The organism is bacterium SCSIO 12741 (assembly GCA_024398055.1).
GTDB lineage: Bacteria > Bacteroidota > Bacteroidia > Flavobacteriales_G > Salibacteraceae > SCSIO-12741.
Map to the genome: position 1 here is coordinate 3,116,898 of CP073749.1, position 23,163 is coordinate 3,140,060.

Consider the following 23,163-nt stretch of genomic DNA (forward strand, 5'->3'; position numbering starts at 1 on the left):
CGAAATCGTTTTTGGTGTACAATTCGGATTAATCGGACCAGAAGTAGCACTTACTGTAATGTAGTTGATTTTAGTTTCTGTTTTAGAACCAAAGCTGTTGATACAAGTTAGTTTAACCGTGTACGTTCCTCCACTGGAGTAATTGTGCACTGGATTTTTTGTTGTGTCGGTTGTTCCATCGCCAAATTCCCACAGTCTGGAGGTAACCTGATTGGGTGTCAAATCAAAAAACTCAACGGTACCATTGCATGAAAAAGTGGATTTGGCTTCAAAATCGGTAACGGGTGGAATAGGAGCTGCCGTAATGACGAGCGTATAGTCTTCGGTTTCTCCGGTGTTGAAAGTAGAGCACGATTGAGTCGAACTCACAATATTGGCTCGTAGCGATCTAACCCGCATTCGAGTCGTTCCTATTTTGGCTGTAAGTGGAATTTTGATGCTGTCTGTAAAATCTTGATTCGTTGGAAAAGGAGAAGAGGATACAAACTCTCCTGCATCGTCAAAATCCATGTCTTGGTTAAAGTCGATCCAGATACCGAATCCCTGAGGTTGAGCAAATCCAGAATTTCCGCGAACGCTCATGAAATAGGATTTACCTTGTTCCACAGAAGCACTTAATCCGGTATTCGAGTATGCCGTTCCTGGATTTTGGAAGGTTCCACAATTCGATCCCTGAGTATTCAGGTTCGAAATGGTATGCATGCTGAATTCGTTGATGAAGTCGTTTCGGGTACAGTTTCCTGTTGGGGTGCAGTATTGAGCGTAGCTTAATGTAGTGATAGCCAGTGATATACTTAATGAGGCCAGGTGTTTGTAAAATCTCATTTTCAAAAATTGTCTTATCGTAAATATAATACAATATCCATCCCTCGAATGTTGGGGACACAGTACTTTAACGTAAATGAAATCAGACGGTTTGCCGTTTAGGATCTTTTTCTTCGATCCATCTCGTTGAGCACCAGTTGCAATTCCTTTCCCATTTGTCCTGAAACCGAGGTGTTTTCTTCGGCACGACGGATCAGGTAGGGCATGGTATACCGAACGGGGCCATAAGGCAGGTACTTAGAGACATTGTAGCCAGAATTGGCCAATATAAAGCTGATGTTGTCAGACATTCCAAAGAGCTGCGAAAAGAAGATGGATGGATGATTATTGGGCAGTCCTTTTTCGGCCATCAATTCGCACAAATAGGCAGCGCTTCGCTCGTTATGCGTTCCAGCGCAAACTTCTACGGTGTTAATATTTTCGACAACCCGCTTTAGAGCTTCGTTGTAATCCCGGTCGGTTGATTCCTTGTTGGGTTGGATCGGCGTGGCATAACCCATCTTGGCTGCACGCAAGTTTTCTTTCTCCAAATAAGCGCCCCTAACAAGTTTAACTCCGAGCTTAAAGGATTGATTTTTCGCCTTCTCAATCAGTTCATTCAGATAAGCCACCTTGTCGTGGCGATACAGTTGAAGTGTGGTGTAAACAATGGCCTGCTCACCGTTGTATTTCTGCATCATCACTTCCGCCAGGCGGTCGATGGCGATTTGAATCCAGCTCTCCTCAGCATCAATGTACAGTTTCACTCCCAAATTGTGGGCCTTCTTGCACAGCTGATCGAGGCGTGAAACTACACGGTTGTATTCTTGCTTTTCAGAATCGGATAACTCTTGATCCGCGGATACTTTTTCGAGCAGTGCAAATCGGGCAACCCCGGTTACCTTCATACAGGTAGTAGGCACCTTGGAGTTTTTCTTGGCGTTGTCAATCAGACGCAACAACTCATCCCGAACGTGATCAAACGTTTCCTCGTTTTCCTGACCTTCAACGGAGTAATCCAGAATGGCTTCAATGCCGTTTGCCTTCAGCATGTTGTAAGTGTCAGAAGCATCGGCGATACTTTCTCCACCACAAAACTGCTTAAAAATGGTGGCCTTAATCATGCCTTCAATGGGCAGTCTAAGACGGAGAGCAAATAGCGTCATTCCGGTGGAAAGCTTTACCCAGGAAGGTCTTTTCATTAAATAGAAAACCAACCAGGTAAGGCGTAATTCACCATTGGATTTATGTTTGAAGGCTACGGCAGTATCGTCAAACGAAGGGGCGGTATGCACTTTTGACATCAGCGAAAATTAAAAAGGCAAAATTAATCCATGAAGAGGGATTTTTCCCTCTTATTCGGCTTTATCCATCAACAATGCATCCATGGTCGCTGTGCTCACGGAATGATAATTAGGACGGGCCTCCTGATAGATGGATCTGGCTTGTTCCAGTTTGTTACTTTCTACCAAGGCCTTATAGGTGGGAGTGAGGAACTTACGTCTTCCTACTTCAATCAAAAAGGCCTTCATGCGATCGTCTGCATCTTTGTAATCGTTGCGAATAGTGTGCTGAAACCAGGCTGCCAAAACTTCGGAGTTGCCGCTTTGGGTAAATCCAAAGGCTTCATCCAACTCTTTCATTTGGAAATAGCTTAGTCCAGTAGGCAGGTTGCGGATAAAATGCAACCACTCATGGGAAGACCAATTGGCGGTATCCAATTCAGCGGCCTTACTTCCATTTTGCCAAGCGGCAATTTGGGCTTCTACCTTTTCAAACTTATCGCTTTCCGGAGCTGGGCAGTTAGCCGGAATTCCGGGGGCATAAACCCAAGCATCAATTTTAAGTTCTTCGTAAAACTCTTCACCTAAAAGGTTCTTTTTCAAATGATCCAAAAAGACTTCCGTTGTCATTACCTGGAAAGCGTTTTCCTGGAAATAGTTCTTCAGGAAAGTGTCCCATTTTTCGCGACCTACACTTTTTTCAATCAATCGAAGGAGAAAGTAGCCCTTTTCGTAGGCAATGTCTGACATTCCATCATCCGGATTACGACCTTTTAGATTCAATTTAAGGTGTGTGTCTTCAGGTTTATTTTCTTCCTTGATAAAGGTTTCAACCGTGTGTTGTAGGTCCTGGTAACCCAGTTCGGCCAGCATTTCGGCGTAAGCTTCGCCGTAAAGCGCTTCCATAATTCGACGCTCGAAGTAAACCGTAAATCCTTCGTTAAGCCAGAAGTCATCCCAGGTGGCATTGGTTACCAGGTTTCCACTCCAGCTATGAGCCAGTTCGTGAGCGACCAAGGCGGTCAAAGAACGGTCACCTGCTAAAATGGTTGGGGTCGCAAAAGTCAACCGTGGGTTTTCCATACCTCCAAAAGGAAACGATGGAGGCAATACAATCATATCGTAGATCTCCCACTGGTATTTTCCATAAAGCTCTTCAGCAGCTACGAGCATGTCTTCCATTTCGGCAAACTCCCAAGCGGCTTTTTCCAGAATAGAGTTCTCGGCATAGATCCCTGTGTGAGGTCCGATTTGACGGTATTCGAAATCACCAACGGTCAAGGCCATCAAATAAGCCGGAACAGGTTGTTTCATTTCAAAATGGTACTTACCATTCGCACTCTTTTCGCGTGGATTCTCAGCACTCATCAAAGCCAATAGATTGTTCGGAACAGTTACATCAGCTGAATAAGTAAAACGAATACCAGGGCCATCCTGAATTGGAATCCAGGAACGGGCCAAAATGGCTTGAGACTGCGTGAACAGGAAGGGCGCTTTTTTATCGGCCGTTTGTTGAGCGTTTAGCCATTGCAAAGCCTCAGCGTCTGGCGATGTTTCGTATTGGATGCTTACCGTTTGAGTTCCAGCTTTTACCGGAATGTGCAAGGCTCTACCTAAAAAGGGTTGAGCTTCCTTGAGAGTAAACTCAACTTCTTCGTTTTCATTTAGCCAGGTTTTCAAAACCTTCATATCATTTTTGGTATCCAAAATGATCTCTGAGGCATTTGGAGCCAGGTCAACTTTGTATTGGGCTACCCCTGAAATAATTTCTTGGTCGAAATTCACCTCTGCCGTCCATTGAAGGTGGGTAATTTTGGCTTCTTCCGGTTTGGAGAAGGAGTGAACATCATCGAAGCGAATCATAGTACTATCTGTTGTGTTATCGGAAACATCTGTCTGATCTGAATTATCCGTTGGACTGGTGCAAGAAAAAAGGGCAAACAATCCACCTAAAAACAGGAATGATTTTTTCATAGGTTCTTTCGGAATCCGGCCTTAATGGCCATTTGGCAATTGAAATAAAACGCGGCTAATGTATAATAATGAGTCGATAACCCCAATATTCAAATAATATAATAGCACTTTAACCCGAAAAAAATCAAACGCATGCTTGAATCCTTATTTTTGGCCACCTGAAAAAATGATGACCCAACTGCGTGTATCAAACCGAATGAATCGAGAAGAACAACTGAAATGGTATAGGAATGGAATTCCCGCCATCCAATTGGATAGAGCGGCTATTCCTGGTGATGGAATTGAACAATTGGATGAGCAGGAAAGAGCACGGTTGGCGCAAGTATTTGCGGCCGAACGTTCAGCCTTGGACTGGATCAAGTTTACTCCGGCATCTGGGGCGGCCTCCCGTATGTTTAAAGCTCTTTTTGAAGGCATGCAATTTCTTCAGGATCACCCGGGACAATCGTTGGATGCACAAAACGATGCCCGAGTCTTCTTGGATAAATTGGTTGAGTTTCCCTTTTACCCGGAATTGCAGTCACTCCTGCAGGAACAGGGGCTCGATTGGCCAATAGCTAAGGATGGAGCGGCAGAATTGGCAGTATTGGAGTTGGTTTTAGACAAGGAGGGCTTGAACTATGGATCTTTGCCTAAGGCCTTGATCACCTTTCACCGAAACGAGAATCAGGCGGTAACGGCGTTGGAAGAACATTTCAAGGAAGGAATTGAATATGCTGGCTCGAATCCTTCGGTACGTCTTCACTTTACTATTTCTCCAGAACATCAACAATCCATTCAGGAGATCACTCAAGTTATTTCCAATCGGTTGGGAGATACGCATCAATTTCAACTCGAATTTTCTACCCAGGACAAGTCAACGGACTTGCTGGCGGTAAATCCTGATAATACACCGGTTATTTTAGCCAGTGGAAACGAATTGTATCGTCCGGCCGGACACGGAGCGCTTTTACAAAACCTGAATAATCTGGAAGCAGAATTGGTGTTCATCAAAAACATCGATAATGTGGCTGCAGATCCGGAGGCTTGTCAAATTCTGACGTATAAAGAAGCCTTGGCCGGTTTACTTATCGAATGGAAAACTCAAATCCACGAACAACTCAAGGCCTTGAAGCAGGAGGGAACTCTCGAAACGGCGGCGGAGTATATCCGAACGGAGTTTGGGCATGAGGTAAAGTCGGTAGAAGAGGCTATTCAATTTTTGAATCGTCCAATCCGAATTGGTGGAATGGTGGTGAATACCGGTGCTCCAGGCGGAGGCCCATTTTGGGTGAAAAACAAAGACGGAGTTGCTAATCTCCAAATTGTAGAAAAATCTCAAATTGATTTATCGAATCCGGCTCAAAAAAGCATTCTGGAAAGTTCTACGCATTTTAACCCGGTTGACTTGGTATGCTGGATTCGGGATGTTGACGGCAACCCTTTTGACTTGTTTGCCTTTAGAAATGACGAAACCGGATTTATCGCCGAAAAATCACATGCGGGCGAACCCATTCGTGCCATGGAATTACCGGGCCTATGGAATGGTTCTATGGATGGCTGGTTGACGCGATTTGTTGAGGTGCCAGAAAGCACTTTCAATCCGGTGAAAACGGTAATGAATCTGCTTGACCCGAACCACCGAAGTTCTCACTAAAACTCCGAACCCACCTGGTCAAAGGGACTGCTGAAAGTAATCCACCTCGATCGTTTGTCGTGGGCAACTCCCGAGTAGCTCAAAAGTCCAAAACGGACCTTATAGCCATGCTTTTGTTTAAAGTTAAAGGCTCCGGAACACATTCCGTGACCTATATATAGGAGGCCATCGCGTGGATTTACACGTAGGTAGAATTCGCTCTTGGTTTGGGTTTCCAGTTCTACCAATTCCACCTTCACCCAGGTCCCTTTATTTAAGTAGCCTAAATCAAAAACGGTGTATACAGCAGGACCGCAGCCATACCAGTTCACTTCATGCTTCGCCCATTTGGGTTTCTGCGGCCACGATGGCATTCGATTTACCGGAGATTTTTCTACCGTCCATTGCAAGGGCTCGTATTCATCGGTTCTCGGATTAAAATGGGATAGGTTGCGAATCTTTTCACCCTTACTCGTGGCAATATGCAAGGTATAGGTCTCATTCACTTTCAATTTCTCCATGGGTTTTACCAAAACCTGATCCAGAGAATATTGACCCCTGTAATGGGCCATGACTTGCATCTTCACCTGGTGCCCTTCGCTTTCTAAAGTGAGTTGATAACTGGCGTTTATGGAGTCGATCATTCTTCGCGACTCAGCATATCCTTCGATCATTATCCAACCATCTTCACGCAGAATTCCATCGGCTGGATATACCCAGAATCCGTCTCCGGTGCAATCAGCTAATCCGAGATAAGGTAACAATGCCAGGAGTACGATTAATCTGTATTTCATGATTTAGGGTGTTTTAGACTGTTGTTGAGTGGGAGGCAAAATGATTTCCTCCACGATTACTGCAAGACGCTCCCCTGCCGATCCCGGAGGTCGAAGTTCTCGTTGATGCTTGAGGCGTTCTTTAGGCGGAAGGTCTTCTCCCCGGTAGTGAGCGATATCCTGAATTTCCTGTTGAATCCAGAACCATTCATCTACCCACTTTAGGTATTGATTCCAGGAAAGTTCACCTGGAAACTCAACTTGAATTCCGCAGGTTTTCTCCGGTTCTGAAGCGCTTAAGAAATCGATTATTTGGTTTCTAACCTTTCCTAAGTTGAGTTCTCTTCCCTGGATACTGTAGTAATTGGGGCGAATCCAGGAAAGGATTAGCGACGTATCCGGAAGCAAGGAAGAAGTTGAGTCGCAGTAGTCACATATCATCATGTGATGGATACCATCTGCACCTTGCGTAAATCCACGAAGATGTCTCGGGAAGAGCTGAATTTGCTCGTTGTTATCAATCACTCGACTGGAGCTTATTTGAATGGCGAAATTCTGGAAGTACATTTCCCTCAGAATTGGAATGACTTGATGGATAGGGAGGCGCTGATCGACATGGAGCCAAATGGGGGCCTCATTGACTTTGGGCAGGCGAATTAAGCCTCTTTCATCGGTTTGCACAGGGTGCCCGTTATAAAGGATAACCGGATGGTTTTCTTTTATTCCTACAATAACTTCTGTTTCAAAAGTACCGGGTAAGGCTGCAGCACCCATGGCTGTTGTATCCGGTAGTTGAAAGGAATCCAGATAAGGAGCCGTTCTTTCTTGGAAATAGGTTTCTACAGATTGGCAGTTGCCGTGGGGATGCAGATAGAAGGTGTCGTCCTTATGGATCATCCAAAGAGAACCGTCTTGTTGACGTTCGTACCGCCAATTGTAGGCCATGTCCACCCAAGGATTCACCAGAATACTATCCCCATCAAACTGGATATGCGAGGCCGAACAACCCTCGGTTTCAGGGTCGCAAAAGTCCTGGTTAAATACAACCCGGTTATGCTGAATATTCCAGGTTTGGAAAACCTCACTGTTCTTGTTCCAAATCAGATGGTAATGCCCATTCAGTTGGGGTCTGTCGCAGCCTCCAAATAGAAGGGCAATTCCTACAAAAAGGGCGCTGAATGAAACTCGAACCATGGGTCAATTGCTTTGGGTGTGACCAAGAATTGCTTTCCATCAAGCAACTTTTGTGCCTGATTGACCATGATTCGGTTTGATGGACCTTAAGTTGTTGGCACTAAGGGGTATGAATTAAGAAGGGACGGGTAATATGGTCTTCAAATCTTCTACCAATGGAATGAGTTTTTCAATGGTGACATGTTCCATAATCACAATCTTAAACCATTTTGGGTCGGCATGATTATCAGGTACTAACCCAAATTTGTGAGCAATATCAGCAGGCACATATTCCTGACGTATGGTGATGATATTGGAGTAGGGGTTACGGTAGTACGAAACCTGGAGTTCATCCAGTTGCTTGGACATCCACTCTGTTCTTTTTTGAAGGAGGAATATTTTTTCCTTCCAGCCAAAGGGCCCATTTTTCATCAAAATCATCCATACTGCAATGGCATTGGCACCGGATCTACTTCCGATGAGGGTGCAATCATCCCCATGCACATAACTGGCTTGGGTGTTGGCATAATTCATATGGTTTTTCCGAACGAGGAATATCCCTGTGCCATAAGGTGCCTGAGCCATTTTGTGGGCATCGAGGGTAAAGGAGGTGATGTGGGGATGCGCAAAGGTTAACGAAGAGCTTTCGTGGGAAAAAGGATAGTAAAACCCGCCGAAAGCTCCGTCAACATGTATTTTGAATTCTGCTCCAATGGCTTCTAACTCTTCCACATAAAGGTCCACTGGGTCAACGGATCCAAACATGGTAGTCATCATATTGCAAACTACGATAAACTTTGATTTCCCTTGAGCTTGGGCACTCTTCAAAGCAGCTCTTAATCCTTCACGGGTAATGAGACGAGTTTCATCATCGGGTTGTACCTGAATTAAATCCAGTGAAAGCAAGTTGCCCCCTTTGTTCATCGAATAGTGACTATCGGTACTGCACAGAATGGCAATTTCCTTGGGGTCGGCCTTGGATTCTCTTAAAAAGTAGTTGCGGTAAATCCAAAGAGCCTGAATGTTGGCTTCTGTTCCTCCTGATGCTACATAACCGTCTACTGAGTTGGGCTCGGCCTGAAGAATATCGATTGCACATAATTCAATCAGTTCTTGTTCGATGGCCTGAGTACCGCTAAAGTAGTTTTCGGAGGCCTCCAGAGTGTGGCAGCCGATGTGGTTGGGATTTTGAACCAGGGTGGAGATAAAAGGGGCGTCCTTCAAAAAGAATTCATCTTGGGAGAAGACCTTACTATCCAAAAAGGAAGCGGGGATTCCCAAAATGTTTTCCTCGCTGTAATTTACGTTTTGCTTTAATCCTTCAAACACTCTGTTTCTCAATGTTTCCTGAGACAGTTTCTTCCAATAAGCGTACATCATCAACTACTCTTTTAAATGATTTGAAGGGAGCGTACCATTTAGTTTGCTCCTTAGAGCTTTTGGTTTGCCTGCCGTGTTCCCTTCAGAGGCATTTTGCGAAGCAAAATTACAAGGGTCAAGAGGCAAAAACTAAGACGGATGTGAGCTTTGGGCTTGAGTTTTATCAGTTTTGAATAGGGGGTTCAAAAAGAGATCAACTTCATTTCTCCAGCGGTTACCCTGTAGGTTGAGCAGCGATTGATGGGCCGCTTCCAATTCCACCAGCCGGGAATGGCCTTGAATATTCTGCTGAATGATATGGCCCGTTTTTATTCCTGCGCGGTGATCTTTGGTACCTTGAAGGATCAAGGTGGGGCAGGATATGGATATGGCATATTCCTCCGTGTTCAACTTAAATCCATTAAACCTATTTTGAACTCCACCCCAGAAGACCAATAACTCGGGTAATACGAATGTGGGAGCCCCCATAATTTCAAATCGGCTTTTTACCGTGTTGCGAAGGGTGTGATAGGGACTTTCCAGAATGAGAGCTTGAGGCTTTACTTCGCATTCGGCAACGGCCCTCATAATGGCGACAGCGCCCATGGATTGACCGTATAGAATGGGAGCGGGAAAACCCAGGGAATCCAAAGTGATGCACGTGTTCTTGACATCCTCAGCCTCCAGATAACCTAGTGTGCATCGCTCGCCATCCGAATTACCCGAACCAAAAAAGTCGACCAACACAGTGGTATAGCCCAATTTGTAGAACTCCAGAGCTTCGTCCAGTAGGTCTGATTTTTTGCCTGTGTATCCATGAAAGAGAACGACAACCGGTGAAGATTCTTCGTGAGGAATAATCCAAGCGGATAACTGATGCTCGTGGGAGGAATAAGTGATTGTTTCATACGGAAGATCTGGAAAACGATCATTCGTAGGCTTCGGGTTTTCTATTCCAGTGAGGAGCACGGCTACTTTTTGAACGGTGGATAGTTCTTCCGGCTTTTTCGTTTTTTTCGTGGCCTTGGGTTGGAAGTGGGTAAAGTGCCAAGCCTGGTTGAAGGCCACGACATTCACCAGCGTAAAAATGGATAAGGTTACTGCGTACAGGTAGGTTTTAAGGGAACGCTTTTTCATTCCTTAAAATAACTCCCAGCGAATAGAAGGTTCATTCAGCTACAGAGTTTAGCTTTGCCTTCTAAATCGACAAATATGTTTAAGCCCTTATCTCTTTCGGCAAGTGTTTTGGTAGCCGTTTTTTTTCTTAGCTCTTGTGGTGACGGACACAACGATCATGGTCATTCTCATGATGCCAATAAAGAAGCAGCTCATGGCCACGAGCATCATGAATCTTCCCATGAGCACTCAGCAGAATCTGGAGTACAACTAAACGATGGAGCTCGCTGGTCGGCAAATGCTGAAACGACTTCTGGAATTGCCAACATGAATGCCCTTATCGCCGATTTCGCAGATTGGGAGAATACAGAAGCCTGCTCGGAATTGAACGCTTCGCTTGAGGAAGAATTTACCGGTATTTTTAAGAATTGCACCATGACGGGTGAAGCCCACAATCAGTTGCACAACTACTTAATCCCTATGAAGGATTTGCTGAAACGGATGCAATCAGAAGAGGTGGAAGAACGCGAGGAGGCAGGAAAAAAGTTGGTCCACCATTTAGGTACTTATCAGCAGTTTTTCGAATAACTCACTTCGCATTTGAATTAGGGCAAAAGCCTTAAATCGTTTTTTCTGAAGAGGATTGGCTCTTGTTGGTTTTCCATAACCCGTAGATCATAAATCCAACGCCTATTGCGATGTAGGGGAGGCTAAGCAATTGACCCATATTGAAGGTGAGGTTTTGCTCGAATCCAACTTGATTTTCTTTTACGAATTCGATCAGGAATCGGGCGGTGAAAAACAGGACGGTGGTTAGTCCAAATAGAAAGCCATTTTTAAGTTTATCCCGTTTTTTAGTGTACAGCATCAGCATTAAAGTACCGATGAGCAGGTAAGAAAAGGCCTCGTATAACTGGGCTGGGTGTCTGGGTATTTCGTCTATTCGCTCAAAAACAACACCCCAAGGCAGGTTAGTAGGCATACCTATAATTTCAGAATTCATAAAGTTTCCAAGGCGAATAAAGCCCAGGGTGAATCCTGCCGTCACCGCAATCAGATCGAGGGCGTCGATCATGGCATGTTTGGTCTTTCGGGAATAGATGTAAAGAGCAATTAATACACCTAATACACCACCGTGACTGGCCAGTCCGCGATAGCCGGTAAATTGGATGGCTCCATCCGGAGTGAATCGAATAGGAAGGAGCATTTCAATTGGATGGGATAAATAATAGGATGCTTCGTAGAACAAACAATGCCCCAGTCGTGCTCCTAGGATAACTCCTAAAATGCCATAGATGGCCAGTTTATCCAAATTCCCGGCGGGAATACCCTCGGCCTTGAATAGCTTGCCCAATAGATAAAGACAGAGAATGATTCCACTGGCAAAAAACAATCCATAATAACGGATGGAAATCCCGAAAAGGTTGATCAATTCAGGGTCAAGGTTCCAATGAATAGAGTTGATTATCATGTTTGGACTATAGGATGTAAGTAGTTTGTTCTGGCCTTCGAAAGTAGGAAACTATTTCATCCATCTGGAACCTCGGTATTCATCATCTCTGGAGGCGGCTTCCCGAGCACTCATAATCCAATGATCCCGATCTCTTCGTCTGCTTCGATAGCCCAATAAGTGAAAGATTTCACGAGCCAGAAATCGGGTGATACGTTTATTCACGATGAGGGTGTCCTTCTTGTCATTGGACCACCGAATACCCGGCAGCCATGTCAAGAATTGATCAAACTTAAATTTACGCAGGTAGATCGAGGCCTTTAAAAACAAAGCAGGTATGGGACGTATGGCAAAAAATCCGTCGCGACCTTGGCTTTGGTACAAGGGCATAAATACCCGGGCTGAATAACTGGCATGAATCGGTTGACCATTGCTTTGGGCTAATAGGGTGCCTTTAGAGATCCGCTGAAAATTTACAAATCCAGGTTGCATGGTAAACTGCTCGTCATCTTGAATCCAATACCGAAAGAAGATTTCATACATATTTCGGGATCCAACCGATACACCGGCCAATAGCTCGAAGTAGTGACGAAAATCGATATCTTTTTCTTCCAGAAATCCAGCTCTTACCATCGAGAGGTAAACAAAAGCTTTATGACGCTCAACGGATACCGGGTCCTCGTGTTTCCCAGCTTCAAAGGCAAAGGCTACATAGCCCAGTTCATTGATATAACTTAACAGGGGACCATCCAGGTATTCTTCAATTCCCAATATTACAGGTACGGGAAACTCTCCGGTAAATTTTCGGTTGAGTAAACTATCGTTAATGGTAATGAAGGGGATCGTTTCACTTGATGTAGTATGTAGGTCGATGAAGTAGAACGGCCCTTCTTCTTGCTCTAAAATCGATTGAATCAAACGGTAAATATCGACCAATTCCTTTCGATCATTGTTGATCATAGGCCAGTCGCCCCGCTCAATGTGAGCAATGTTTTCTGCCGTCCACAAGCGGTTTAGATCTTCTTTGTCGTATCGAACATTTTGTTGAAGGGCCCAGAGATTTCCAGCTATGGCATAACTGTTTCCTGCAAATTCGATGGAAGAGTTTTGGAGCTCTTTGAGCACCGTTTGAAGGGCGAGTACTCCACTGGGCTCATTGCCGTGAATTCCACCAAAAAAAAGTAGGGTAGGGCCAGGTTTCTTTCCCTGTATGTGGCCTATGATGCGATCTTGCTGTGTTGTCAATTCCTGAATGGGTTCCTCTATCACTTTATTCATGGTCAAATGGAATTACATCCTCAATCGTGATGATTCCAACCAGGTGTTCTTCATGAACTACTGGCAAGCAACCGATCTCGTGTTTTTTCATGAGTCGAATTGCCTTTTTAATTTCCGTTTCAGGTTGAACGGTGATCAATTTCTTGGCCATAATATCGGCTACAATAGTAGGGGTTTCCGAATCTTGGGCCTGAAATTTTTTCATGTGCGTCCACGTGAGTAGACCACACAAATTTCGGGAGTTATCTTCAACTGGCACGTGATGAATATCCTTCCATTTCATGATGCTCGTCGCTAATTCTGCATGATCGCCCTGATTAACCGTAAATAGTTGGGTAGACATGATGTGTCCAACCCGGCGAGCCGCAGGATTGATCTGAGGAGATTCTTCCAGGGGTTCCCACTCGTGAATGGGCTTACCGCTATTCTCATTTTCATACAGGTTGCGGGTCAGGGTGAGTAGTGCATCATCCTGTTTCATTTTCTTACAAAGTCCCGCGTAGCTCTTCACTATCCATTGACTACCTGTTTGATGTTGAGCCCTGCTTTCTATAATTCGAAGCAATCGCTCTCGGTCTTCGCGATCAATTTCCATTTTACCCAATCCGGCATGGGCAATGGGCAGCAGTTCTCGCATAACAAGGTCTCTTACGGATATGGGTTTCCCCATCCAGTGGAGTACAGAGTTCTTTCCGGTTCGTGCGGCTTTGATAAAATTGGATTTGGCCTCTCGAAAGTCCATTTGAGTGGTTAGGTCGTCCATTTCAGCCGGGCGGCCTTTCATCAATCCAACCCAAAAGGCAAAATTGGCCATCTCATCAAGCGTTGTTGGGCCTGAAGGAATGTAACGATTCTCAATTCTTAAGTGAGGTTTTCCTCCACCCACTCCATAGCAAGCACGGTTCCAATGGTACACGGTTCCGTTATACAGCGATAAGGCGGGTAGTTTGGGTACTTCACCATTGCGAATGACTTCCATGGAATCCACTTCGATGTCTTTGGCTAGTATGACGGGGTATTGTGAAATGTCGTTTTTAAAGATTTCAGCAATGCTTCCCTGGGCCCAGTTCTGCCCAAAGGTTACCCGGGCTTGCTGGTCTTTAAGCGCATAAGAAGAACTCCGGGTATCAATACTTTGTTGGAAAAGAGCAATGCGGGTTTCGCTCCAGAGTTCCCGACCCAGAAGTAGGGGGAATTGGTGGAAATTCCCAAAACAGGTCCAGAAATGGCCTGAGCCCAGTTGTAGCTGGAAATAAAGTCTTCTGGAGTGACCTGAAGGTGCATCTGAAAACTCGTATTACAAGCCTCGAAAAGTACGGAGTCGTGTTTGATGGTCAATTCATCCACTCCCCGAAGGTGTAATTCAAAATCTTTGCCCCGTAGTTCCTTCATCCGCTCATTGATCGCCTGGTAGCGAAGAAGCGGTGTCATGTAATCCAAGGCCAATTCATTCTTGCTGATCGTAGGTAGAATGCCTGTCAATACTACCCTTGTATTGTGCTTCTTAGCCACTTTTCGGGCTTGGTGAAGAAGGGAATTTAATTGATTCTCTACCTTTCTAAAACTATCGCCTTTGAGTTCAATGGGGTCCAGATTGATTTCCAGGTTATACCGGGCAAGCTCTGTTGTGAAGTGGGGATCATTTAACGATTGTAAAACCTTGTCAGCGGCTTTGGAAGGCCTCCAGTTGCGGGTGACAAGGCAAAATTCCTGTTCAGCACCAATTCTGATTTTGTCGTTTTCAATGAGTCCCTCATTAAGCATGTGTTCCAGGGCCTCAATATCGTAGAGCAAATGTTTGATGAATCGACCTCGTTGTTCTTTGCTGTTTAGATTCCTCTGAAGATGCTCTCCCATAGATTGATGGCTTTGTAGTTCATGCCGTTAGGCGGACGGTGCTGGGAATAAAATTAGGTTTTCTCCTCGCTATTTCCATCATCCGAAGACGAGTTATTGGGCGAAACTTGAGCAAAATCATCTTTTTCACGGGTAACTCGCTTTCTAAGAACATCTTCGAAGTAATTGTGGACCGGAACAAGGAGCAAAGCCATGATGGCGTTGAGGGCGAATAAGATTAATATTTGATTGCCAAACTTACTTTCCCAATAAGGCATGGTGAGAAACAGGATGTACTCAAATATGAGGACAAAGAGCATAAAGGTGATGGCATGAAACCAGCGATCTGAAACAATTTTAGGAGCAGCCGATAGGTAGATTACAAAAAGCAATAGAAGGACTACGAGGACGGCCATAAAGGGATCGTTGTAAAAGTAGTAGGAACGCCCGGCATGAATTAGGGATGCCTTCAAATCCTTCTCCCTTTTTATTAATTCCTGAATACCCATTTTCTCATCATGATTGATTTGTTCCCGAAGCAATCTTAGCATAAACCATTCGTGGTGAAAGGATTCCAGCGTATTCAAAAACGCGTAGGTTTCAAAGGGACTAGCATGAGCGAACCAGGCATCTTCCCATTCTTTCTCCGCATCTACTTTAGGAAAGGTGACCCGATTGTTGGGATTAAGGACCTGACTTTGGCTGGCAAAATCATTCCAGGAAGACTTCGATTCATTTTCAACCCAATTAGACAATTGTAGGCTGAAATCGGGTTGGTGCCATTCCATTTCTGATGGATCAAAGGAACTGTAATAGAAGCCGTGGGAAATAGTTTTGTAGGTATTCGGCGAATACATCCAATCGTTGCGCAACATGCTGTCTAACTGAATGGGCTTAACACCAAGCTCAGAGGAAAGGGCTCGAGTGTATTCTTTTTTCAAATTTTGAATGACTTCAGTGATGTCAACATACCTGGAATAGTAGTGACTGTTTTGAAGTGGTTCCTTGTAAATTCGACTAAGCAGTTCAGCTTCCTCCCTGGATTCGTGCAATTCCTGAAGACTGTGATCGTAAAGCTTAAAATAGTTTGGAGCCACCTTGATCCAAACATTGGTATTGATAAGTACAATGGATGCCAGCGAGAAAAAAATCAGGTGAACCATGATGTCATTCCGGGTAAATTTGAGCTGCTTGTGGTACCCGGCTATGAACAGAATTATGAGAAAAAGAGCACCTGTACACAATGCTGCCACAAGTAGAATAGAAGCTCCAACCCAATGTTGAACTTTGAATATCCATCCGGCGGAAAGAATGGGTAGGCACAACAAACCCAGTAACCGAAGCCACAATGGAGCAGATCGCTGTGCTTTTAGGTAGAAAAGGGGGGAATAGACAAAGCCGAATAAAAACGTAGCCACAATTCCAGCGGGTCCTGCACCTGGCCAATGCATAAACTTGAATATTATGGCAAGTAGCGTAATGCTGGCGGTAATGGGAGCAATGATCAATCCTTTGCCAAGGTCAAAGTAATAGGGAATGCCCACGATCAACAGCAAGATCAGAATGGGCCAGTGGTGCCATGAAAAATCTCCTGTAAAGGTGAGGATAGCCCCTGAAGTCAGAGCCAGCACAACAACCTGAATGAATCGCTTTTTGAGAATCATCGCAGGAGAAAGTTAGAATTTTTTAGCTGCTTATCAGATGTTTAGCATCCGTAACTGTGCACAACCCGGATGTACTTATGCTCTCGGATGTCGCCTTGGATTCGGGTTACCTTAAGAATCGAGTAGGGAATCTGGTAGTAACAGGGTTTCTCCTTGTAGACAAAGGTTGAGGTATTCATTCCTCCTTCGTCGCTATAGTGAACAAAGGTGTCTCTCAGGTTTTTCTGTTCCTTGAGTGCAAGGCTAAAGGGGCCGTGATCTCTGCCCTTGTACGGAATGCAATTGATGTAAGGAATAACCCACACGCCTGGTAAGCTATCTTTCATAAAAGCATAGTCAGAGAACCCTTCCCATTTTACCCGGTTTTTCTCCCAGGCATAGTATTCCTTAGTTGATGGGTAGTCTCCAGGAATGTATTGATACTGCTCAATAAGAGAATGACGAACCAGTGCTCTAAATTCAAATCGGTCATTCGGATCGTTCGATTCAGCCCACAGGCGGCGGGAGGTAATGTACCAGCCCACATCTTCCCACAGCTCAACCGTGTCTTTAAATGTGTAAGGCGCTTTTTCGAATTTTCCTTCGAGTTTCACCGTAAATGTTCCAAAATCCATAACGGTTCTGTCACTTGTGGCCTCGGGGCCCCATCGGTCGTCTAAGGACAAGGTATCCTGTTGAAAGAGGCTTGCGGTATAGTCCAGTAGCTTTGGCCCGCCTGGTTCGCCGTGGCCAGGAACCACGATTTCGGCTTCCGGAAATTCCTTTTTCACCCATTTAATGGTGTTTGACCAAGTATCGAGATTGGCATCGCCGAGATAGCCTTTTGAAGCTTCATCCGATTTTACCAAACAGCCGCCAAATAGAACTTTCTGAGAGGGAACCCAGCCCACCAAATTGTCTATGGAATGTCCTTCACCAGGAAAGCGAATTTCAACGGAATCTCCTCCTATGACTAAAAAGTGTTGTTTCCCGATTCCGAGTTGAGGTGGAGTAGCGCTATCCTTTTCGGCCAGTGCCAGGCATTTTACATGTCCGTATGACGGAATGCCTGCTTGATGGAAAACGTCTAAACTTCCCAAACAGTCTTCATGGTGATGCGTAGCGACTACGTGTTTAATTTGAGCCTTCCGGGCAGTCTCAACCCACCTAATTAGTTGAACGGCAGCTGAATCATCCAAAGGCGTATCAAAAACAAGGGCTTCTTCCTCATGGATGTAGATCAGGCCATTACAAGGAAAGGGACCTATATTCTCCAGGTCGATGTACGAGGTATGCAACCAGCAGTTTTCCGATAAAGGCTCAATGATGAGATAATCGCTTTGGAAAGAATTGGGTAAAGGTTCTGGCAGAACCGGTGCGGATGCCTCAGGTTCGGAGTTGGAACAGGATGCAAATAACAAAAGGCTCGCAACGAGCGCAATAAAAGGGTACTTCATAAAATGTTGCTGTCCTGACTGCTTCAAAGGTAGTATTCCTTATCGGTTTTCTTTGCGGTACATGAACTTTACAGCCGTCCAATCTTCGGTTAAAGCGCAAACTTTAACATCGATTAACCCTAGGCCCCTTAAATGTCCCCTAACCTGATTTGGATTGAGGCCTTGAAACAGGGTTGATGTTTTCTTGGGCCAACTTACCCAAAGCATTCCATGCTTGGTGATTCTATCCATACCAACTTTTCCCCATTGGAGCAATTCAGCTTCAGTTTGGCAGAACAAGTGAACCATTTCAAATAGGCCTGGGGCATCCTCATCTTCCTGAGCAATTCCTTCGGGTACATCCTCAAAAAAGAGCCAGTACTCCTTCGGGGCATTAAGCAGTTGCAGAACCATATTGGGTTTAATGCCCAATTTGCGGTAGAGAGGAGTGGTGCCTGGCATTTAAGGAGATTTTACGATTCGAATGCTACTCAATACGGCTTCGTAATCCAAATCGTCTGTACCCAGGTGTTCCATTCTCCAGGTTTTCATACCCCGGGTGATCAGGTAAGTTTGTATCGAGAAGTCGTTGCCGGTGACTACAAATCGCATGTAGTTTATTTTGCCTCCGACGATCATGTTCTTTTCCACCAGTTCAAATTGCTGACCGGATTGGCGGTTGATGGCCTCTAAATTGGATTTGTAATAACCCACCAGTTGTCCGCCTAATTTGGGTTCGATTGGTGTATAAGGCAATTCGGTAATGGCCAGTTGGTTCTCACTTTCGTGATTGACGAACATTTCCAATTTGTTTTCTTTTTGAGCATAGATGCTCGCAAGTAAATAGGCTCGCATTGGATCTCTTTTCCCTTCCTGGGCATTGGCCTGGTTGAGCGAATCGAGCATTTCATCTCCGTATTCGAAGGACGTGTAAGTCTTCGGGAGTTTAATCTCCAGGCCCATTTTTTTGAATTGATGCCGGGTATAGTCCGTATAATCCATTTTGCGCTGATTCGATGTGTCCTCATCGGATTGACAAGAAACGAATACGAGCATGATTCCAAGAAAAAGGCTGGTGGAAACTAATTGGTTAATCTTCATGGTAGTGTACTTTGAAATTGAAAAGTAAACAATTCCATGAACTGGGTGAAAATGAAAATTCCCATCCAAGATATTTAAACCTTGAGATGGGAATTCTTTACGATGAATGGTTGCTACTAAAGAGCGGACAGCACTTCCTGCTGATCGTATTTTTCGGCCAATTCCCGCAACTGATCTTTTGAAATTTGGGAATAGTTTTCTGGCCTTTTGTTCGGTATATCGTCAAAGTTGTCAATCGAGTTGTTCAGGTTGTCGATGAGCTTGAGCGCCACTTTATTTCCTTTGTCAAATTCACCAATTCGATAGTAGTTGGCGATTAAAGGGATTTGATAAACATCGTATGGCATAGACGCATCAGGCAATACGGCCAGAGATAGATCCAATATCTCCAAAGCTTTATCATCTTGCTCTGCAGCGATTAGTTCGCTAGAAAGCCGGATGAAGTGATAGCGGTAATTCATACCCATCATTTTTTCGTTAATTCCAAAATCGGTTTCCCAGTTCCAATCAAATTTTTCGGTGACGTTGTTGTACATCACATCCAGATCAACCGCACCGGTTTGTTTATCGTCGATGTCTGCTTTAGAATGACTCAGACGGTAGGCCATGCCTTCCATTTTCAAGTAGTCGTCGAGGCCGAAGAAGCTTTTCGAATTATTCGTCACTCCAAAGTAGATAGGACGGTTCTGATTGCCTTGAGCCAATAGATCTAAGAGTATCAAATGGTTTCTCAAGAAATAGCGCTGGTCCACTTCCCAGTTTATTTTGCCTTCTGGGGTATTCAGATAAAGCTGCTTTGTAGGAAGGTAGGCGTATTTAAAACTTCCTTCTCCTATGGTATGACTATCGTCGCGAATAAAGGCCAGGGCTTCGTCAGCGCTCATAGGTTCGTCGGATTCGCTCTTTAACATCACGACCTGACGCTTAGTCCCTTCCAATTCTTCTTTCTTCAGATTAAGAGCAAGACCGGGGGCATCCATCACTCCTCGTCGCAAATGCTCTATATAGCGGTTGGTGTTCAAAAGACTCAAGTTGGCCACCATTACATCGGTACGAATACCATACTGAGCTTGAACGTAGAGTAGAGGGTAGGTGTCGTTGTCTCCGTTGGTGAGAAGGATGGCGTTGGGCGCACAGGAGTTGAGGTAGTTTTTGGCCATGGAAATGTAGAAGTCTGAATACAGTCCTGATTTAATTTCCTTCTTAGCCTCTTCTTCATTTTGATAGATACTTAAATCGAGGTAGGCCGTTAACCGTTCATTAGAAGCCTTCACTCCAATAGGGCCAACAATGGTTTTAAAATCTGGATTCTTTTGGGCCAATATTTCAAAATGCTCCACCGCTTTGTGTTGGTATTTGCGGTATTCTGCCAGTTGCTCAGGAGAGAGGCTGTTGGGGCCATCCTTTAGTTTAAACTGCTTTTCTGGAATGGCCATTCCCGTGTTGCTGTTGAGTAAGTTGCTGGCATAGGAAGAATAGGCTCTTCCCAAGGCATAACGGGTGGTGTCTTGAATGGTAGTGAGGTTTCCGTAATGCAGTATCATATCCATGTCCCAGCCCGGGTAGCCGTAAAATGGGCAGATGGAGTAGTAACGATTCCCCCAGGAGGCTAAGGATTGCTGTAGGGCTTTTTCGTTCTCAGATTCATCTTCCACTTTGGGCAGTTTAAGTTTTTGAAACTTGCCTGATTTTCGACTCCAAAAAAGGAATTCATCCACCACCTGAGATTGATTGGAGTGATCCAGAATGGCTACTTGCCAGCCCGTTGGTCTTTTTTCAAATCGAGCTGCAGAATGTTCCGGGTACTCCTTGATGGAATATTTGCTGTAGAATTTTTCTGCTACCAGTTGGTATTCGGGATAGTTCTCCGGGGCGGTTTTTTGTCCGGTCAATAGTAGGGGAGAGAACAGGGCGAGAATAATCGAAAGTCTTATCATATCGGAAATGTGTTGAGTTTCTTATCCGTACAACAAGCCTGGTATTTCGTTCAATGCCTGTTGTCCGTTAGCCCGCTCCCTGAATCTGGGTCAATAGCCATTTGTGATCCACTTTTCGATAGCGGAGTAGTATTTGCGATTCGAAGCCATAGTCGTGCCAGCCAATGGAATAAACCACTTCTTGAGGGCCGTTTTTCCAATCGTGGATATGCACTTCGTCGTAGCCCTTTTTGAGTATTATTTCTTTGATCCGCTCGTTGAAAAGCAAGGAGTAATTTGAGTAAAAATCTTCCTTATTCCACTCGGGTGGATCCTTCTCCAATTTCATGATATAGCCCCAATCTCCTTCCAGGGGAAAATGGATCAGGGTGTCCAGTTCTTGCCGATCGCCATCCACAAAGGGACGTACGTACTTTTCCCAAAAATCCTGCTGGAATGGAGCGTTTTGTTCTTGAGCCTTAACGGGTTGAAATAGGGCAGATGCCAACAATAGGCACACACCGGTAATTCCTAAAAGCGCTTTACGGCTTATCAGCTTAGCGAATCCAACTCCCATTTTAAATTTTGACGGCACCGATCCTCGAATTTTTGGTAAAAATAGTCTGTTTTGTAGATTCTGTCCATTTCCAAAAAATGCGCCAACACCTTTTTACGTCCGGGCTTGTAGAGCAAATCAGGGTAGAGCTGATACTCTTTTCGAATCTGTTGGGTATAGAGTTCATATCGTTCCAGGGAACTACCCAAAATACTTAAGTCTGCATCGGTGAAGAAGTTGGTGTCCGAATCACTGGGCTCGTGAGATTGTGTGCATCGAATTTGATGCTTACATTTTTCAATACTCTCAAACGAAACGCCCAGGGAATGCATTCTTTTTTCGGCCATCAAGGCGCTTTGCTCTTCGTTGTCTTTCCGGTGTGTTCGATAAACCAAGTCATGGTAAAACAAGGTGAAGAGCAGGGTGGGCCAGTCGTGAATCTGTTCGCGAATGGGCTGTAACTGACTCATAAGTTGCTCCAAATGACTTAGGTTATGGTAGTGCCTTTTGGAGGATCCGCAGGCAGCATCTATTTCCATCCAAAGCTGATCCTTCAGCGATTGAGACTGAGTGTAGGGACTGATTAGTTCTTCAAATTGGGCTTGTAGCATAGCCCAAAGTTAAGGTTTTGATACCGTCTAATTTCGAGGTGATGACGTCAATTGAACCAGTGAAAACAGGTGTACGAATATGGCAGAAGGCATAAAGAATCCAGGAAGCAATAGATACGGAAAGGTCGCAAATTCGCTGGAAATCATGGATTGTTCTTCGCCCCAAACAGATGGGAAGTAAAACGAAGTGACAAAGGTGAATGCTGCATTTAAAACCACGGCAATCCCAGCGATGTTCCATAGAATTAATAGAGGGCGGGAAATCCATTTTTTGTGGACCAAAAGGGCCACGATTGGAGCACTTATACCGATCAGGATGTCCATATTGTATCCTTCAAAGGTTACTACTATGGGGAGGACGCCTTCCAGAAACATGCCATAGAAAACCACCTCAATGAATATTCGGAAGGACTGGTAGCCTACCGCATGATGAATGGGCAAAGCATGAAGGGCAGGATGCCTTTTGTACTTCCAAAGAAAAACTCCCGAGGCGATAAACAAGGGCAGTATTATGAGCAAGGGGAAACGGGGAGGTAATTCGAGGTTGTTTAGGAATCCTGAGGCGCTAAGTAATCCAATGTAAATAAGCCACATAGCAAGGACTCCGAGGAATCGCAGAATGCGTTTTCTTTTTTCGATTCCGTCATATCCTACATTGTCGAAGGCGAGCAACGCGTTTTTAACAATAAGCCAGAGCAGGAATACAAACAATCCGTAAAAGGCGAGTTCGAGGAAGTCGTGTCGAGAGATAAATGAAAGTATCATGAAGTTGTGTTTTCTAGGGGGTCAACTTTTTTAGAACCAAATCCAGCGCACTTTCTCCATCTTCTTGCAATATGGCTCGTATTTCTGTCATGGCTGCCTGCCAGTGTGGAATGATCTCTTCCACCAGGGCCTTTCCGGTTTCGGTGAGTTCAAAGGTTTGATCGCTCTGCTTGGCCACCCAATTATGGTCGAGCAATCGCTGCAGGTTGCGATTCACGGTCGACTTTTCCATGATCAACACGTCCGCCAGCTTCTTCTGGTTGACTTCTGGGGCTTTGTGAATGACAAAGAGAAGGGTGAGTTGGCTATTGCTTAAACCAAAGGGCTGAAGATGCTTTCGAAACAAGTTGGCCACGATTCTGTTGCACTTCCTCATTTTGTTGGAAAGACAAATCGTTGGATCCAAATCAGCCAACAAGGGGTAGTCTTCTTGCTTTTCCATGGTTCAAATATAATCAAGAGTTGTATATACAA

The 23,163-nt window shown here is 44.7% G+C and carries 19 protein-coding genes and 2 pseudogenes; 2 read left to right on the plus strand and 19 right to left on the minus strand.

The features are described 5' to 3' along the window. Positions 1 to 105 precede the first annotated feature (105 nt). From KFE98_13255 to KFE98_13265, 3 genes and pseudogenes are all read right to left on the minus strand, one after another. A pseudogene (locus KFE98_13255) lies at positions 106 to 825 on the minus strand (PKD domain-containing protein). A gap of 98 nt (positions 826 to 923) precedes the next feature. Next, positions 924 to 2,108 (minus strand): proline dehydrogenase family protein, encoded by a 1,185-nt coding sequence (locus KFE98_13260; GenBank protein ID UTW60985.1) that lies wholly within the window; start codon positions 2,106 to 2,108, stop codon positions 924 to 926. Between the two features lie 51 nt (positions 2,109 to 2,159). Next, a complete protein-coding gene (locus KFE98_13265; GenBank protein ID UTW60986.1) occupies positions 2,160 to 4,061 on the minus strand; it encodes a M1 family metallopeptidase in 1,902 nt (633 codons plus the stop codon). A 196-nt stretch (positions 4,062 to 4,257) separates the two neighbouring features. Between KFE98_13265 and KFE98_13270 the strand changes: the two genes are divergently transcribed. Then, positions 4,258 to 5,697, plus strand: coding sequence for a DUF4301 family protein (locus tag KFE98_13270; GenBank protein UTW60987.1), 1,440 nt, complete (start codon positions 4,258 to 4,260; stop codon positions 5,695 to 5,697). On the opposite strand, the gene KFE98_13275 is transcribed toward KFE98_13270, so the two are convergent. From KFE98_13275 to KFE98_13290, 4 genes are all read right to left on the minus strand, one after another. Then, positions 5,694 to 6,470, minus strand: a complete 777-nt coding sequence (locus tag KFE98_13275) for a hypothetical protein (protein ID UTW60988.1) — start codon at positions 6,468 to 6,470, stop codon at positions 5,694 to 5,696. The two genes, KFE98_13270 and KFE98_13275, sit on opposite strands and share 4 nt — an antisense overlap. A gap of 3 nt (positions 6,471 to 6,473) precedes the next feature. After that, complete coding sequence (locus KFE98_13280; GenBank protein ID UTW60989.1) at positions 6,474 to 7,643, minus strand: hypothetical protein; 1,170 nt, start codon at positions 7,641 to 7,643, stop codon at positions 6,474 to 6,476. 114 nt (positions 7,644 to 7,757) lie between these two features. Then, entirely contained in the window at positions 7,758 to 8,999 is a 1,242-nt protein-coding gene (locus KFE98_13285; protein UTW64707.1) for an aspartate aminotransferase family protein, read from the minus strand. Between the two features lie 132 nt (positions 9,000 to 9,131). Next, positions 9,132 to 10,118: an alpha/beta hydrolase gene (locus KFE98_13290; GenBank protein ID UTW60990.1), complete on the minus strand. Its 987-nt coding sequence runs from the start codon at positions 10,116 to 10,118 to the stop codon at positions 9,132 to 9,134. A 75-nt stretch (positions 10,119 to 10,193) separates the two neighbouring features. Between KFE98_13290 and KFE98_13295 the strand changes: the two genes are divergently transcribed. Beyond that, the gene (locus KFE98_13295) at positions 10,194 to 10,685 is read left to right on the plus strand and encodes a hypothetical protein (GenBank protein ID UTW60991.1); all 492 of its coding nucleotides are present in this window, start codon (positions 10,194 to 10,196) and stop codon (positions 10,683 to 10,685) included. Positions 10,686 to 10,716: 31 nt separating this feature from the next. Here the strand turns inward: KFE98_13295 and lgt are convergent, their stop codons facing one another. The 12 genes and pseudogenes from lgt to KFE98_13355 form a co-directional block, all read right to left on the minus strand. After that, a complete protein-coding gene (gene lgt / locus KFE98_13300) occupies positions 10,717 to 11,568 on the minus strand; it encodes a prolipoprotein diacylglyceryl transferase (GenBank protein ID UTW60992.1) in 852 nt (283 codons plus the stop codon). Positions 11,569 to 11,619: 51 nt separating this feature from the next. Further along, on the minus strand, positions 11,620 to 12,825 hold the full coding sequence (locus KFE98_13305) for a succinylglutamate desuccinylase/aspartoacylase family protein (GenBank protein UTW60993.1): 1,206 nt from the start codon (positions 12,823 to 12,825) through the stop codon (positions 11,620 to 11,622). Then, a pseudogene (locus tag KFE98_13310) lies at positions 12,818 to 14,682 on the minus strand (CBS domain-containing protein). Before KFE98_13310 ends, KFE98_13305 begins: the two are co-directional and overlap by 8 nt. A 53-nt stretch (positions 14,683 to 14,735) precedes the next feature. Then, the gene (locus tag KFE98_13315) at positions 14,736 to 16,325 is read right to left on the minus strand and encodes a hypothetical protein (GenBank protein ID UTW60994.1); all 1,590 of its coding nucleotides are present in this window, start codon (positions 16,323 to 16,325) and stop codon (positions 14,736 to 14,738) included. A gap of 41 nt (positions 16,326 to 16,366) precedes the next feature. Continuing rightward, positions 16,367 to 17,761, minus strand: a complete 1,395-nt coding sequence (bla, locus tag KFE98_13320) for a subclass B1 metallo-beta-lactamase (GenBank protein ID UTW60995.1) — start codon at positions 17,759 to 17,761, stop codon at positions 16,367 to 16,369. Between the two features lie 39 nt (positions 17,762 to 17,800). Further along, positions 17,801 to 18,202 (minus strand): DUF3052 domain-containing protein, encoded by a 402-nt coding sequence (locus tag KFE98_13325; GenBank protein UTW60996.1) that lies wholly within the window; start codon positions 18,200 to 18,202, stop codon positions 17,801 to 17,803. Beyond that, a complete protein-coding gene (locus KFE98_13330; GenBank protein ID UTW60997.1) occupies positions 18,203 to 18,841 on the minus strand; it encodes a hypothetical protein in 639 nt (212 codons plus the stop codon). A 116-nt stretch (positions 18,842 to 18,957) separates the two neighbouring features. Beyond that, a complete protein-coding gene (locus tag KFE98_13335) occupies positions 18,958 to 20,778 on the minus strand; it encodes a hypothetical protein (protein UTW60998.1) in 1,821 nt (606 codons plus the stop codon). Positions 20,779 to 20,845: 67 nt separating this feature from the next. After that, positions 20,846 to 21,334, minus strand: coding sequence for a hypothetical protein (locus tag KFE98_13340; protein ID UTW60999.1), 489 nt, complete (start codon positions 21,332 to 21,334; stop codon positions 20,846 to 20,848). Next, positions 21,310 to 21,924, minus strand: a complete 615-nt coding sequence (locus KFE98_13345; protein UTW61000.1) for a hypothetical protein — start codon at positions 21,922 to 21,924, stop codon at positions 21,310 to 21,312. The genes KFE98_13340 and KFE98_13345 overlap by 25 nt, the downstream gene beginning before the upstream one ends. 27 nt (positions 21,925 to 21,951) lie before the next feature. Continuing rightward, positions 21,952 to 22,689 (minus strand): hypothetical protein, encoded by a 738-nt coding sequence (locus KFE98_13350; protein UTW61001.1) that lies wholly within the window; start codon positions 22,687 to 22,689, stop codon positions 21,952 to 21,954. A gap of 13 nt (positions 22,690 to 22,702) precedes the next feature. Continuing rightward, a complete protein-coding gene (locus KFE98_13355) occupies positions 22,703 to 23,131 on the minus strand; it encodes a MarR family transcriptional regulator (protein ID UTW61002.1) in 429 nt (142 codons plus the stop codon). Positions 23,132 to 23,163 lie beyond the last annotated feature (32 nt).

What these genes read in the sequence shown, in the direction of transcription:
- KFE98_13305 (UTW60993.1), bottom strand. Translation starts at nt 12,825, where the DNA reads ATGAATAAAGTGATAGAGGAACCCATTCAGGAATTGACAACACAGCAA.
- KFE98_13275 (UTW60988.1), bottom strand. Translation starts at nt 6,470, where the DNA reads ATGAAATACAGATTAATCGTACTCCTGGCATTGTTACCTTATCTCGGA.
- KFE98_13325 (UTW60996.1), bottom strand. Translation starts at nt 18,202, where the DNA reads ATGCCAGGCACCACTCCTCTCTACCGCAAATTGGGCATTAAACCCAAT.
- KFE98_13340 (UTW60999.1), bottom strand. Translation starts at nt 21,334, where the DNA reads ATGGGAGTTGGATTCGCTAAGCTGATAAGCCGTAAAGCGCTTTTAGGA.
- KFE98_13270 (UTW60987.1), top strand. Translation starts at nt 4,258, where the DNA reads ATGAATCGAGAAGAACAACTGAAATGGTATAGGAATGGAATTCCCGCC.
- KFE98_13290 (UTW60990.1), bottom strand. Translation starts at nt 10,118, where the DNA reads ATGAAAAAGCGTTCCCTTAAAACCTACCTGTACGCAGTAACCTTATCC.
- KFE98_13330 (UTW60997.1), bottom strand. Translation starts at nt 18,841, where the DNA reads ATGAAGATTAACCAATTAGTTTCCACCAGCCTTTTTCTTGGAATCATG.
- KFE98_13280 (UTW60989.1), bottom strand. Translation starts at nt 7,643, where the DNA reads ATGGTTCGAGTTTCATTCAGCGCCCTTTTTGTAGGAATTGCCCTTCTA.
- KFE98_13315 (UTW60994.1), bottom strand. Translation starts at nt 16,325, where the DNA reads ATGATTCTCAAAAAGCGATTCATTCAGGTTGTTGTGCTGGCTCTGACT.
- KFE98_13350 (UTW61001.1), bottom strand. Translation starts at nt 22,689, where the DNA reads ATGATACTTTCATTTATCTCTCGACACGACTTCCTCGAACTCGCCTTT.
- KFE98_13260 (UTW60985.1), bottom strand. Translation starts at nt 2,108, where the DNA reads ATGTCAAAAGTGCATACCGCCCCTTCGTTTGACGATACTGCCGTAGCC.
- KFE98_13285 (UTW64707.1), bottom strand. Translation starts at nt 8,999, where the DNA reads ATGTACGCTTATTGGAAGAAACTGTCTCAGGAAACATTGAGAAACAGA.
- KFE98_13335 (UTW60998.1), bottom strand. Translation starts at nt 20,778, where the DNA reads ATGATAAGACTTTCGATTATTCTCGCCCTGTTCTCTCCCCTACTATTG.
- lgt (UTW60992.1), bottom strand. Translation starts at nt 11,568, where the DNA reads ATGATAATCAACTCTATTCATTGGAACCTTGACCCTGAATTGATCAAC.
- KFE98_13295 (UTW60991.1), top strand. Translation starts at nt 10,194, where the DNA reads ATGTTTAAGCCCTTATCTCTTTCGGCAAGTGTTTTGGTAGCCGTTTTT.
- KFE98_13265 (UTW60986.1), bottom strand. Translation starts at nt 4,061, where the DNA reads ATGAAAAAATCATTCCTGTTTTTAGGTGGATTGTTTGCCCTTTTTTCT.
- bla (UTW60995.1), bottom strand. Translation starts at nt 17,761, where the DNA reads ATGAAGTACCCTTTTATTGCGCTCGTTGCGAGCCTTTTGTTATTTGCA.
- KFE98_13355 (UTW61002.1), bottom strand. Translation starts at nt 23,131, where the DNA reads ATGGAAAAGCAAGAAGACTACCCCTTGTTGGCTGATTTGGATCCAACG.
- KFE98_13345 (UTW61000.1), bottom strand. Translation starts at nt 21,924, where the DNA reads ATGCTACAAGCCCAATTTGAAGAACTAATCAGTCCCTACACTCAGTCT.